The sequence below is a fragment of the Bradyrhizobium sp. CCBAU 51753 genome, assembly GCF_015291565.1.
In the GTDB taxonomy this organism is placed as follows: domain Bacteria; phylum Pseudomonadota; class Alphaproteobacteria; order Rhizobiales; family Xanthobacteraceae; genus Bradyrhizobium; species Bradyrhizobium ivorense.
In genome coordinates, this window is record NZ_CP030037.1 from 1,867,561 (window position 1) to 1,881,078 (window position 13,518).

Sequence of the window (13,518 nt, forward strand, 5' to 3'; positions counted from 1 at the left end):
CAACCATGGTGAGATCTGACGGCTTAAAGGTGCGGCTGCAGATGCGCTTGATTTGGACACGGAGAGACGGCGATGAATACAGAGCAGCTTGGCTCAGGCACTCCTTCCGAAACTTCCGATTCGGAAACCTCCGAGCCGGCATCTCCGGCTGCAACGCAGTGGGGCGAAGCCCTGGCGGATGCGCTGGCGTCCGCCGGCCAGGCGTCCAGCTCGCAGCTCGAGGTCTTGACGAACTGGGCTGCCGAAGACGGGCAGGGGCAACACGAGGACCGGCAAGAAGCGGTAACTCGTGCGAGGGCTTGGCAGGACACAGGCGATGTCAATGAGGCCCTAGATCTGTCGTCCCTGTCCCTGACCGGCTTGCCTACGCCGCCCCTGGCCGGGCTGCGTCGCCTGAATGTCGACGACAATCAGCTGAACAGCCTTCCTGGGGACCTTCCGGCCAGTCTCCAGCGCCTCTATGCCAGTAATAACCAGCTGACCGGCCTGCCCGAGCTTCCAAATGGCCTGCGGCGGCTCTATGTCGTCAGTAACGGGCTCACCAACCTGCCCGCACAGCTACCGCCCGGGTTGCGACGCCTGAGGGTCGATAACAATCAGCTAACCAGCCTGCCTGATCGCCTTCCGGCGACGCTTGAGGAGCTTGACGCCAGCGGCAACCGCTTGACCAATCTGCCCGACCTTCCAGCCCGGCTCCAGCGCCTGAACGTCGACTACAATCAGCTGACGGACTTGCCCGAGCCTCTTCCGGACGGGCTCGAATGGCTCAGCGCTAGCCATAACGAACTAACCAGTCTGCCCGAAACGGTACCCGACCTGCTATGGCTCGGCGCCAGCAACAACCAGCTGACCAGCGTACCCGAGACCCTGCTGACACATCTAGGTCGTGATTCTAGCGTTAATCTGGAGAATAATCCGCTCCCCGATTTGGTGCAGGCCGGCCTGGCGGCAGCGATACAAGCAGCAGACTATGCAGGCCCGCAGGTCTTTTTCTCGACCGCCGAAGGCGCGCCGGCAGTCCAGCCGCGGTCCCTGCAAGAGGTTGTGGCGGACTGGCTCGAGGCCGAGCCCTCGATAACGGCCACCTGGCAGGGCTTCGCCCAAGAACCGGGTGCGCGGGACTATGCACGCTTCCTCGGCAGGCTCCGGGGTACCGTGAACTATGGCAACGAAGCGTTCCGGCAGGCGGTCGTCGAAGATCTGCGGCAGGCGGCCGTCAGGCCGCGTTTGCGTGAGCAGTTTTTCCAGCTGGCCTCGGGAGCGAGCGAGCGCTGCGAAGATCGGGTTACCTTGACCTGGAACGGCATGCAGAACGCACGGCTGAACGCTGACGTTGAAGACGGCGTCTATGACGGGCGGTTGGCCGAGCTGCTCCAGCAGAGCCGTGTCCTGTTTCGGCTGGAGGCGCTGGACGGGATCGCACGCGAGACGGTCAACTCGCTTCGTCGTGCCGATCCTGACGCCTACGTCGACGAGATCGAGGTCTACCTTGCCTACCAGACCCAGCTGCGCGACCCGCTGCAGCTGCTGCACATCGCTCCGGACATGCGCTTCTTGAATGTCTCTAACGTAACCGAGGACGATATTGCCAGGGCCGAGGCGTCGGTGCGCAATCAGGAGGCAGCGGAATTTCCGGACTACCTGGCAACGCGTTGGCACCCATGGGATAGCGTGTTGAGGCGTATCGCACCCGAAGACTATGCTGCAATGGAGAGGCGGCTCGTCGACGCGATGGGCGATGAATTCCAAACCCGCTTGGATCGGCGACTGGCCGAGAATGGTCTGACAGGCGATGCCGATGCAGAGCGAGTGCTTGGCGCCCAGATTCGCAAAGAGATCGCCCTCGAGATCAAGGGCCCGGTTATGCACCAGGTCCTCGAAAGATTCGGCCTTGAGCTGTGAAGCGCCCTCGAGCGGGAGCCGTCGATCCGGCCAGCCGCGCGCAATCTCAGGCGGCTATCGATCCTTATCGAGGAGCGCATCTGGAAGGTTCGTCGAGCGAATGAGTTGCCGGCAGGTCTCGGTCGCTTGGTGCGTGCGGACGATCACGAGAAATACTTCTCTCGGCTGCTCGACCAGGCGAGCATTCTGTATCGAATCTCACTCGTTCATCTCTGATAGCGAAATGGATAGTGAGCCGGTCCCTCAGTTGCTCTTGTGCCTCGTAGGCTCTCGATATTCGTTGCGCGAGATCGATAGGACCATCGCTGCATCACGCTCGACTCCAAATCACGAAACATGGTGTAATTTCGTCGAATCCACTGATGCAGTTCGGTGGTCCAGTCCTTTTCGTCGCGCAGATACCCGGTGAAGGAAAAGCTCAGTCGATCGACATATCTCTTTAGAAACAACGGCAGCGCGGAAATCCGGAGCACTCGCTCACAATCCATCGCTTCAGGTAGTCCTCCGCGCAGCACGAATTCATTGTGGACGGTGACCAGCGCCGCCGGCGGAATCTGCCGCCGCAGCATTTCATAACCACGGAAGGAATGGCGGTCAGCGCCCGCGACGAAGAGGATGACAGGCGCGACATAGCGGCGTGCTGTTTCCTTGATGAAGCCGATCTCCTCGCACATCTTGAAGAACTCGTCGAAGGCGTGGAAGCCGAGGTCGATCACCTTGGCTACCCGATCGTGTATGATCAGCGGATCCATCAGTTGCATCTTACCGTAAGTGTCAATTACATCTGCGGTCTCCGTGATGTTGGGGAGATAATCGAGCAATGACGGCTCCTTCAGATTTACATCGAAGGAGAGCGCCGTACCATTTTTCAGCAGCAAGTACTCGCTCACGAGGCGAGCGACGAGAGTTTTGCCGACCTGCGGGCTAGGGGAGCAGATGATGTAGATAGGAGTCGCTAACATAGCCAGCAGATCAATCTCGCTTCGTCCCTGGGCTCAACCCGTCGCTCGCCGATAATGCGACTACTTCTCGCCGCTCCGAGTCGCTGACTTGGCGCCAGCCAATTCGGTCAAGTTGATGCGATCAAACTCGCTCCAAACATTTGCCAGCCAGTGCCGTACATAGCCGCGCAGAACGAAGGAATTGTTCGCCGGCTCATCGTTCCGCCCCTTGTTTGCGACAAAATCTACGAATGGGACAGAAGCGACTTCGACCTGCTCGTAGGCCATCTCGTTGAGTTTCGGGATGGTCAACTCGGTCGCATTCTTGATGCGGTGAAAATAGGAATTATAGGTCGACTGGTCCCACTGGAAGAATTGAGTGTCGTTGATGAAGTTCTTCACCAGATAGTACTTTGCGCCGGCCATGAAGGTCGCGGTCTCGGCGATCTCGTCCAGCGAAGCGATGGATGATCCCAAAATATGGAATACGGCAAAAGTGATCTGGCCGGACCGCGCCGAATCCAAGAAGCCGATGTCGCGCAAGGAGGCCAGTGCTGTGGATAGTAAGCCGGCTCGAGCATCGATGACGGTGACGGATAGCCCTGAGTTCAGGGTATCGAAGATCTTCATCTGGTCCGCCGTCGTCGTCATATCGACGATCTCGGTGATCGCGGGATAGAAACGCTTCAGCGTTCCCCTCGGCGACTCCGTGTCGAATGCGCGTGTTTGCACGTTATTGACGTTGAAGTAGTCCAGAAGCGTTCGTGACACGGTCGTCTTGCCGACGCCTCCCTTGTCTGCGCCCACTACAATCACAACCGGCTTCACCATGGAATTCTCCTGAGACACTCGCTATTGCCGCGCGCGACGTGCGCAATCGGCGAGTCTCTGCTTTCGATGCGAACATGGCGGAAAGAAGGGGCAACTGTATCTTCGATACAAGAGCGGCACAATCGACGAGGTTTTCCAATGCCGAGCCATCGGGGCTCTTTGATTGCAACGACGATGCAGGTCGATGACAGCAGCTAATCTCTCGTGATTGCGCTTCACGTGAGGTTTATGAAGAGCTAAAGGACAAATTCGTCAAACAGTCGACCATACGCGCTGATGATCGCGATCACCGTCATGCACATTTCTTCTGATCTTTGATCAGCGTGTAACTCGAATCTCACGTAACGAGAGACAAAGTGGGGCCTGACGCAGGCGTGACCGAGGTGGTTCTGCGCCGGTGCGCATGACGCTTTTCGCGCGTTGGGTCGCACGGTGTTGTTACCCAGTCGATCGTCAAACTCGACAATCATGACGGCCGTCTTATCCAGCAGGCGAAGCGGCGAGGCGAGCAGAAAAGTATGGAGCATCGGCCTGTTTAAAGCCTCGCTGCACATTCGAATGCCAGAGTGCCAAGCTGAGAGCTCGGCCCAGAACCTTGACTCTGTTGATCTGTTCGACGGCGGGAAGCGGCGTCCGACGGGCCTTCTGCAGTTGCTTGATCGGCGAGCCTGATGACTATCTCGATTAGGGATCCTCACTTTGCGCACGGGCGTCATCGACCACCCCGCGTGCTTGCACCTAGCAAGACGGAGGTTGGTCGCTCGGAGAGTAGCCCGTTCGTCCCGCGACACGTCGAAAGTGATAATTTCTTCGTGCATACAATCGATCGGGATGGGTCAGCCACAATGCGGCCGATCAGGTGGCATCCCAGGCAGCGCGGTCGAGCCGACCCGCCATTATTGTTGTCTGCCATTGCCACGATGGGCCGCTGCTGATCATTGCCATGGGGCCGGCACGCGTGACGCCACATAACGCCAGTTCGCCACGGTCACGCCAGCGGAGCACGCCTGTAACGCGCTAGGCGGCTAAAGCAGATATTCGCTGGCAAATCGGGTAAGGAGCGGAAACAAGAAGCGTCGACTTCATAGCTTCTGCTTCTCTGCCTCGGAGTGCGCCGACAGGAGCAAACTCTAGCTCTGCGAAGACTCTAGGGCCTGAAATCGCCGCTCAAGCCAGCAGTCAGAGATTAGCAATGATCGGCAAGCGGCTAATGTGCGATTGCGCCGCTGGTGCGAGAATTGTGAGCGCAGTTGTTTTGCTGCTCCGCCCGTACGGCGCGGATGCCGTCCGACCAGCCTCGGACGTTGTCGATGCTCATTTCGGTCGTCAGCCCGCCGCCATACCGCGAGCTCTTCCGGGTTGTCGTGGGCATAGATTGCTTGCGCGATCAGCTGTGTCTTGACCCGCTCGAGATCCTCTGCCTGCGGGGAATTGTGCGCAATATTGGCGACCACCTCGTCGATGGCGCACTTGAGCTGCCCGAGCTCGACGTCCGGTTTCGGCATGGCAAAAATCTCGAATTGCGAGGGATCGAGCGCGGGAGCGCGGTAGCGCGTCCAGGCGCTGATCGCAGACCCCGAGGGTACGAGATAGCGGCGCAGGAAAGCGCACGACAATTTGGCGCAAACTTCCAGAATGGCAACCTACAGAGAAAGACGAATTGAGCCGCGATATGACGCCGGATCAAGTCCCTCTCGCTTTTACTGTCTCGTTCTACGCCGGGAGTGGCTTGGCAATGTTTCTCATGATCGCGAGGCGAGAGTTGGCGAGAAGCTCCTTGGAGTACGCTGCGCCGAAGTAGTCCAGGACGAAGGTACCGGAATAGCGTAGATTCTCGCACCCGCGGATTAGGCTATCGAGCATTGCGCCGACTTGCTCAATGCGGTCGCGATAGCGCGCGCGAATGACATTAACAGCGTTCATCGAATGAACCGCTTCGTCGGCAATTACCTGCCGCAGCCAATGATGAAACGTGTTGTTTCCAAGAGCGTCGTAAAACGGCTTTTCTGCTGCGTAGGCGCGGCAAGTGCACATTTCGTCAAACGCAATCATAACCAACAAGGAGAATTCGTCCTTCAGGTATTCGGTGATCGGACCAAAATCATGCGATCGAGCGCGCAATCTCTCGCGAAGATCATTTTCGGATCCGTTCGCGACAAGTTCAATGATGCGGATGAAGCCATTGGTGTGACGCTCTTCATCAATCGCCCAGGCGCTGAGGAATGCCGCAGCTTCATCGGTCGCGATAAGAGTTCTAGCGGCAAGTTCTTGCTTCAAATGCCGGGCGTCATACTCCGTGTATAGATCAGGCCACAATTTATCCCAACGTGCGCGTATGGTTGATGGTTCGGCGCTGAACATCGTAGGTGTAAGAGCGCTGAACAATTCTTTTGGACTCCAGTCCCGCCGAACCGGCGTGATCATCCCTGTCCCCTAGTCGCGAGCGCTCGGGCGAACGTTTTTGTCTTTCCGAGCCCTGGCAAATATTAGCTGCATACGAGACGCCGTCGCCTCTTAGTTTTGGTGGGGTAATTCCGGCTCGTACTGTTTTCGGCCCAATCCCGGTCAAAGGCCAGCGAAAGTTCATCGCGGTGAGGAGCAAGCCAAGAATAAGTGGAATACGCGCGATTACCGCTCATTGGGTCGAACGTCGCCTCCGTGAAGCCGACTGGTTCCGTCGTACTGATCGACACGCATAGCATCGTCAGTCTACCATCGGCCGGTTGTTCGGACTGCACGACACCTTTGCCGCCACTATCTGCTGTCGCTGAGCGTCGAGCGATGGGACATGCGCCAAGCAACGTGCTGTGCGAGAATGCTAGTTGAGCAGACTCAGGGCATTGGAACGATTGGCAATGCTCCCGATCCACCTTCGTCGCTGTTTAGTGTGAACTGCCATTCCCCTTTATTCCCGCCGCACTCTGCCCTGTCCGGTGTGAAACTTACAATGTCCAGACTCCGACGCCGCGGATCAGGGGTACGGGAGCGCTGCATCAAGCACATGTTTTTCCTGTTCGTGGACGGCACCCCCTCAGGATCGCTTGTGGCACGTTGCTTGCTCGGTCGAGCTGAGGGACAATAGCGGCCTCACAATCGTGGGCTAGAGTGCAGACGCGCCAATTAGTGATCATAGGAGACACGCGGGAGCTCTGCTCAGGCGTCGTCTCGTCCATATGTAACGACACAGGAGATGGCGATGACGAAAAAAACCGGAATCAACGATGACATCGGCGTTGCAGCCGGCGCATTTCAGGACTTCACGAAGCAAGCCATAGGAGCGCACAACGAGTTTGTGAAAAAGTACTCTGAGGCCTATTGGCACTGCCAGGAGCGCATTCAAATCGAATCGACACAGTTGACAGAGTTCTTCAAGGAAGTCTCCTCAACGAATTCAGCACCTGATCAGATCGGCGTTCTTCAGGGCTGGATCAAAGGCACCAAGCAGCGGATCACAGAGGATGTTGTCTATTCTATCGAAACCGCGAAAGCTCTTATGAATGTCGAACTGCAGGCCTAGTTTGTTCTCCGCCGACGCTGGGTAGCGGTGTCGTAAGCATCTGCAAGGTAAGCGGCGGATGAATTGCATGATATTATACGTGGCGATTCGTTAATTATCGACCACATCGCTTATCACTCTTGAGGTTTGGTGGCGGTGTATAGTGCGGCAGCTTAAGGCGAGCCCAGCTATCGGCAAGTCGGCGACTCAGGCATCAATCTCTGCACGCTATTGTTCGCTGCGCCATCTTGCTCGGGCCAAGGCGCAATCCATCTACGGTTGTGGTCCGGCATCCTCGGTCTCCGTCTTACTTTCTAGCGCAAGTGACAGTTTGAGATTGTTGCGCAACATCGCATTTGAGGGCTCTCTTTCGAGAGCTTTGCGGTATAGCCCTTGCGCCTCACGATGGTGCCCCTTCTGATCGAGCACAACACCCTTGGCATTCAGTGTGCGCAGATCGGCGGGAGCCGCCAAGAGGACATTATCGAGAACCTCAAGCGCTTCATCGGGCGATTTGCGGGCCAGCAGGACCCGCGCAAGAGGGATCGCCGCATCGACGTTGTCCGGTTGTTGCTTCAATGTATCGCGCAGAGTTTGCTCATCAGCATCCCGGCCGAGGCTGTATGGAATTCGTTCGCGCACAGCGGGATCAATCGCCTTGGCGTCAGCTAGGTCTGACGAGGGCGTCTGCCGCGATGAAAGGGCCGACCTGTCCGGGTTAGCGCAGCCTGCGAGCAGAACGATAGCGAGCGAGCCCAAGCATAAGGCCGAGTGAAGAAAGCGCGCGTGTCGCCAGAGGCTTATCTCATAGGAATTCATAGGCTATCTCAGGACGAGCTGCTGTGCTCTGTTAGCTTGCGGCGGGAAGCAGCCCGCCACGCTCCGGGGAAGGAGCCCTTTTCTTGGCAGCTGGAAGCTTCACGGATCCAATCGGCTGGACTGTGAAATCCGAGGCGAGATCCTGGTAGGACAGAACGGGCAGATCGATCCCGTTGCGGGTGAGAAAGCCGCGTACGAAGCGCCGGATATCCATCGAACCGAGAATGACGGGCTGGCTTTGACTTTGTGCGATTGTCGAATGGATCTGACGAAATTGTAAAAGCAGCTTCTCGCTCTGCCAATCGTCCAAAACGAGATATGGTCCGACAGCGGTTTCGCGCACCGAACCGCGCACTATCTCTTCAGTCTCACGCTCGATGATAAAGGCGGCCACAACACGGTGGGCATTGGCATAGCGAAAGCAAATCTGCCGCTTCAGCGTGCCACGAACATATTCAGTGAGCAGGACGGCGTTCTGCTCGCGTTCACTCCATTCTGCAAGGGCCTCCAGGAGGAGGCGAGTGTTGCGAATGGGTATCCCCTCATCGAGCAGACGGCGCAGGACTTCTGCGATCCGAGGAATGGTCGCCGTACGAAGCACTTCCTTCACCAGATCGGCGTACTCCTGCTCCATTCGGGCAAGCAGTTGACGGGTCTCTTGAATGCCTACCAAGCGCTGTGCGTAGCGTGTCAATGTGGAATGGAGACGTAAAGCAAGAATTTCGACCGGACGGTGGTGTCCGATCCCGGCGGCTTTGAGCGCAGCTGCATGGCGTTCTTCGATCCATACGCGAGCCGTCTCCGGATCTTGCCGAAATGGGATGCCGCTTAGTTCAATGTTCGCAATATCATCGTTGAGCGCGAGTTGCGTCGGATCGATCACATCCCGTTCGACCGGCACGCTATCGACATCTATCCTGAACTGCGACTTAGACAGGTTCTGGTCAATCTGGGCCGGGATACGCGGAACCGTGATTCCAAGGTCTGCCGATACCGACCTTGAAACGCGCGCGATGCTTTGTTCCAACTCGTCTTTGTCGATTGAATGTGTCAGGTTCGGCGCAAGGAATAACGCAATCGGAAGTGCTTCCGCATGAGCGGCTTGCTTCTGTGCCTGTGCTGGAGCCGGCGCCGAAGCGGCCACATTTGTTCCTGTCTTCGCGGCAGGCTTGTCGTCTTTCGCGCCGACCTTGACATAGCTTGCGGCAGCGAAGAGCACGGCCAAGATGACGAACGGGGGCAAGGGGAAGCCAGGAACGAGTCCCATTAACAACAAGACGCAGGCCGCCAGCCGAAGCGCTTGTGTGCTCGCCGTAAGTTGGCTGACAATATCGGCCCCAAGCTTGAGCTTGGAAGGCCCGTTGACCCGTGTGACGATGGTCGCGGCCGTAATCGACAGCAACAGTGCCGGAATCTGTGAAATGAGCGCATCACCTATCGTCAGCAGCGTATAGTGATGCATCGCGGCATCGAGCGACATACCCTTGGAGAGCAGGCCGATGCTGATTCCGCCCAGCATATTGATGCAGATGACGATCAGCCCGGCGATCGCGTCGCCTTTCACGAATTTCATGGCGCCATCCATTGCACCATGAAGTTGGCTTTCTTGCTCAAGTGCCGCGCGCCGGCGGCGTGCTTCCTGTTGATCGATATGGTTGTTGCGCAGCTCCGCATCTATCGCCATCTGCTTGCCTGGAAGTGCATCGAGCGTGAAGCGCGCTGACACCTCTGCGACGCGCTCGGCGCCTTTGGCAAGGACCATGAACTGCACCATGGTCACGATCAGGAATATGACGATTCCGACAGCGATATTCCCCGAAATGACGAAGTCGCCAAAGGTGTGGATGATGCTGCCGGCGTCGCCCTCCGCAAGAATCAGGCGCGTTGTTGCGATGGTCAGCGCCAGACGAAAAACCGTCGAAATCAGAATGACGCCCGGCAGCGACGAAAAATCAAGCGGCGTGCTGAGATAGAGGGCAACCATCAGCAGCAATATGGCAAAGCCAAGGTTGAAGCCGATAAGCATGTCAATCACGATGATCGGGATCGGCATGATCATCATGCCGATCGCCAGAAGCAGCATCAGTGCGACCATGATATCCGGGTGTGCCGGTGCGCGAGCGACGAGATTTCGTAGGTGCCTGGCCATGCAAAGCCTTATTGTTTGACCGGAGCCGAGCTGCCCCGCAAGGAAACATAGCGCTTGAAGGTGGCCTGCGCCTCGGCCATGCGGCCAGCGTGACGCAGAGCATGGCTGCGCAGCAGCAGCAATGGCAGACGCGACGATGGCTGGTCATCAAGCATGTCCAGCCTGTCCAATACCGATAGCGCTTCCTCGCCGAGGCGCTCTGAGATGAGAGCATAGGCAAGGATGCGAAGCAGCTCGACGTCTTGAGAATGTTCGTGAACGACGAGCCGCAAGAGAGCCAGACTGTGTGCGCTCTGCCCGCACGCAAGGTGGACATAGGAAAGCGCGCAGAGATAGTCGCGTTCGGGCCCAGAGATCGGAACTACCAGATCGGTTTTGGAAACATTCGACGACTGGGAAGGTGTGAAGTGCTGCACTTCGTGCGGATCTGGCATTGCTAGCCTTGGATCAAGCTGTTGTGATTCTGCCGGAGCAGGATTAACCGCCGCAGCTCCAGCCGCAGAAGCGCGGCCCCTTCGCCTGCCACCGAGCCCTCTGGCGCAGCTGACAGCGCGTCGGCCAGACGCTCGAGGAGAAGGCCATGTTGCTCTGGACGTACAACATGCGAGTGACGCAGGCGGGGCGTGACGAAGGAGAGCAGGCTATGCGCGAGATTGGGGCCCTTCAGCCAGGCAAGTTCCGAACTCGTTTCGATCTTACCTGCGTGCTCGGTGGCATCGGTGGGATTGATCCGCGAGATTGGATCGATTGACTTGAGTGCGAGCGCGTTATCGATCGTGCTGGCAGCCAACCGCTCCTGCGCTTCGCGCTGTTGGACAACTGACGTGTGACCCTTGCCGTCTCCATGGAGCTTGTCGATGCCGATGCTGCTGGCCCGAGGTGTGGCCGGGTCGATGACAGGTGCATGATGCTCGTTGTTGATTCCCTGAAAGGCGATGCCGGGCTCTACGGACCGCTGCGGCAGCCGAGTCATGAAACGTTCCTTCGTTGGCCGCGGGCTAAAACTCTAATAAGACAAAGCCGCAAGCTGGCCATTGCGTGTCAGCAGCACACGTCCGTCCTCGATCTCCTTTACGGTCCATCCATTACTCAAGAGTGCACCCGCGAAGTACTTTTGACCAGCAATGACCAGATAAGGGTCGTTTCCGCGCCAAACTGCCTGGACGGCAATTGCGGGGGGCGCCTTCTCCTCCTTGGTGGCGACCGCGCTCACGAGCGTATAAGCACCATTGCTTTGGACATCGAACCGCTGCTGGACTTCTCGCCATTTGGCGAGCGAGGCAGGCGTAATGGTGCCATCGGCGGTCACAACGCCCGGCCCAGAACCGACTTTGATCCCGAGTAGGCCCGCTGCGTCAACTTCCCCCTGCAGCCGTTGAGCCGCTGCGTCGGTGGCCGGAACATCAGGGGCCGCGAGCGCGATTTTGGGGCCAATGTCCGTGGCGGGGGACGAGGTGCTCAGCGTTGCGGCGCTGTCGAACTGGACAAGTCTCGTTGAAAGGGTGCCAACTGCGGCAGAGCTGATGAGGACCAAGGCGAGCGGGATAATCGGTACATGCCAGCGCCCGGTAGAGCCGGCTTGCTGAGTGCCTTCGATCGAGCAGCGAATGGACATTGCGCCCATATGGATGACGGCAGGAAGAGGGACAACAACGGTCTCATTTGGCGAAATAGGGCCGCGGCCCTCGATCGCGACATCCGCGGCAAGGGCCTCGATCTCGATCGAGCTGACATGCCAGCTGACGCGAAGATGGTGCGGTTCGAGGCCTTGCTCGATGAAGACCAAATCAGCATCGAGGCTGCTGCCAATCAAGCAGGAGCCGCTCCCCGCTTTGCCGGTCAGCCCGGAATAACACCCCGACAACACTTCGAATAGCGGGGAAGCTGGTTCATTCACGATCGTCTCCTGAACGAAGAACGAGACCGTACGGCAAAGCCGTACGGTCCGTTGCGACTTCACAGATCATGCGGCCGGCAAAAGCGGGAGGATATAATTTCGTCCCGCTTCATCCGTTACTGCACCCGCTCGTCGGCCACTTTCTTGACGGTCGAGAGCTCTGTCGAGACGACGCGAAGTTCTACATCCCTTTCAGCAGCCTTCGTGCTGCTGGCAGTCAGCGCGGCGAGCTGCCTGTTGAATGCCGCTTCTCCCGCAGCTTCAGCAGCGGCGGAACCTGCGGCTGCAGCACCGGTACCAACTGCACCACCCGCCGTCGAGGTATGAGAAGCACCAACCTTATCAGCCATATTGTTTCTCCTGTTTATTTGAAGATTGCCGCGCCTTGCGGCTCCGATTTTCCTGACGCCGCAACATGCGAGGTCAGGAATCCTCCTCTGTCTCGGCCATGGCATCGTCGAAACGACCCATTGCACTACTTACAAACTGGATAGCGACGGCGCCGAGAGCGACGTTGAACGCTTGCTGCATAGCAGCGGCTTGCGAGTCAGCGTCTGGACCAGACGCGCCGCCATTTACGGGAGCTCCTGCACTAGGCGATTTGCCATGATCATCGTGCTCGCCAGGCGCCCGAGATCCCTTTTTGCCGCCGCCAGTCGCGTGGAGGTCAGAATCAAAGTGCCCAGCGGCGCTAGAGCTGGAAATGCGCATCGGGTTCTCCTACTTCAAGACTTCGTTCGTGCGGAGGGAGCGGTCGCTGTCACGTCGATTATGGAAGTGTTAGCTTTCGACAAGCTGACGAGCCTCAGAAATACAGTGAGCCGATCTCTTTGAGGTTGCCTCTGGACAGGCCGCCTCATATTTCGGCAGTGTGTCGGCGAAAGCTGCAGATCACAGCGTTGGTACAAGACCTCGCCTATGTGGCACTTGATCAGGCAAGCCGTTGTTCATCAAAGCGCAGCTTTGATAAGCGGAATGTAAGCGCCGGACGGATAAAATGGGCTTAAGCTTTGACGTGGCCCAATCTCGGGGCCCGCCCGGCCGGGACCCCTCGCAGCTCGTTCGGCAATTTAGTTACCTCGAACCACGCAGCGATTTTTCTTGATCCTGCCCGGGCAGGCGGCAGGCGAAAGTTGCTCATGCGAGTCAGCGAAGAAGAGCGATCTTCCCCCGCTCGTAGCCATAAAAATGGATCACTTTCGTGGACAGCGATCAGGAGGCGCTGGAGACAAGGACCTTGAGCGTCACGTCCGCTAATGTGCTCTCGATCCGACGACGTAAACCGGTCAGGTACGCCACTCCATCCGGTTCCGTCGCGGCGTGAAGGCATCAACAAGCTAACCGTCCGCGATGGGTGGCGCAATCGGCCCGTCGAAATCTTCGCGGTGGCCCACGCGATGTGAGAACGCCCGTCGGGCGCTCGAGTGCAGCCGACAAATGCGCTGGTTTAGCTAGCGACTAACACGCTCGTCGGTGTAAGCAT

Annotated in this window: 12 protein-coding genes; 2 read left to right on the forward strand and 10 right to left on the reverse strand. The window is 58.0% G+C overall.

Annotated features, from left to right (window positions below):
• The first annotated feature begins 72 nt into the window (after window positions 1–72).
• A complete protein-coding gene (locus XH93_RS08670; protein WP_194473171.1) occupies window positions 73–1,902 on the forward strand; it encodes an NEL-type E3 ubiquitin ligase domain-containing protein in 1,830 nt (609 codons plus the stop codon).
• Between the two features lie 206 nt (window positions 1,903–2,108).
• Here XH93_RS08670 and XH93_RS08675 read toward each other — a convergent pair whose 3' ends face one another.
• The 4 genes from XH93_RS08675 to XH93_RS08690 all read right to left on the reverse strand — a co-directional run bounded on the left by XH93_RS08675 (window position 2,109) and on the right by XH93_RS08690 (window position 6,098).
• Window positions 2,109–2,864: a hypothetical protein gene (locus tag XH93_RS08675; protein WP_194473172.1), complete on the reverse strand. Its 756-nt coding sequence runs from the start codon at window positions 2,862–2,864 to the stop codon at window positions 2,109–2,111.
• A gap of 60 nt (window positions 2,865–2,924) precedes the next feature.
• Window positions 2,925–3,674 carry a hypothetical protein gene (locus XH93_RS08680; protein WP_194473173.1) on the reverse strand — a complete coding sequence of 250 codons (750 nt, stop codon included), beginning with the start codon at window positions 3,672–3,674 and terminating at the stop codon, window positions 2,925–2,927.
• A gap of 1,130 nt (window positions 3,675–4,804) precedes the next feature.
• Window positions 4,805–5,179 (reverse strand): hypothetical protein, encoded by a 375-nt coding sequence (locus tag XH93_RS08685; protein WP_194473174.1) that lies wholly within the window; start codon window positions 5,177–5,179, stop codon window positions 4,805–4,807.
• A 208-nt stretch (window positions 5,180–5,387) separates the two neighbouring features.
• Window positions 5,388–6,098 carry a hypothetical protein gene (locus tag XH93_RS08690; protein WP_246799521.1) on the reverse strand — a complete coding sequence of 237 codons (711 nt, stop codon included), beginning with the start codon at window positions 6,096–6,098 and terminating at the stop codon, window positions 5,388–5,390.
• A gap of 772 nt (window positions 6,099–6,870) precedes the next feature.
• Here XH93_RS08690 and XH93_RS08695 point away from each other — a divergent pair.
• The gene (locus XH93_RS08695; protein ID WP_194473175.1) at window positions 6,871–7,191 is read left to right on the forward strand and encodes a hypothetical protein; all 321 of its coding nucleotides are present in this window, start codon (window positions 6,871–6,873) and stop codon (window positions 7,189–7,191) included.
• A 252-nt stretch (window positions 7,192–7,443) separates the two neighbouring features.
• On the opposite strand, the gene XH93_RS08700 is transcribed toward XH93_RS08695, so the two are convergent.
• From XH93_RS08700 to XH93_RS08725, 6 genes are all read right to left on the reverse strand, one after another.
• Complete coding sequence (locus tag XH93_RS08700; RefSeq protein WP_194473176.1) at window positions 7,444–7,989, reverse strand: tetratricopeptide repeat protein; 546 nt, start codon at window positions 7,987–7,989, stop codon at window positions 7,444–7,446.
• Window positions 7,990–8,020: 31 nt separating this feature from the next.
• Window positions 8,021–10,138, reverse strand: a complete 2,118-nt coding sequence (sctV, locus tag XH93_RS08705) for a type III secretion system export apparatus subunit SctV (protein ID WP_194473177.1) — start codon at window positions 10,136–10,138, stop codon at window positions 8,021–8,023.
• An 8-nt stretch (window positions 10,139–10,146) separates the two neighbouring features.
• The gene (locus XH93_RS08710) at window positions 10,147–10,572 is read right to left on the reverse strand and encodes a histidine kinase (RefSeq protein WP_194473178.1); all 426 of its coding nucleotides are present in this window, start codon (window positions 10,570–10,572) and stop codon (window positions 10,147–10,149) included.
• A gap of 2 nt (window positions 10,573–10,574) precedes the next feature.
• On the reverse strand, window positions 10,575–11,111 hold the full coding sequence (locus XH93_RS08715) for a hypothetical protein (RefSeq protein ID WP_194473179.1): 537 nt from the start codon (window positions 11,109–11,111) through the stop codon (window positions 10,575–10,577).
• 33 nt (window positions 11,112–11,144) lie between these two features.
• A complete protein-coding gene (locus XH93_RS08720) occupies window positions 11,145–12,035 on the reverse strand; it encodes a hypothetical protein (protein WP_194473180.1) in 891 nt (296 codons plus the stop codon).
• A 116-nt stretch (window positions 12,036–12,151) separates the two neighbouring features.
• On the reverse strand, window positions 12,152–12,385 hold the full coding sequence (locus tag XH93_RS08725) for a nodulation protein NopA (RefSeq protein ID WP_139481146.1): 234 nt from the start codon (window positions 12,383–12,385) through the stop codon (window positions 12,152–12,154).
• Between the last annotated feature and the right edge of the window lie 1,133 nt (window positions 12,386–13,518).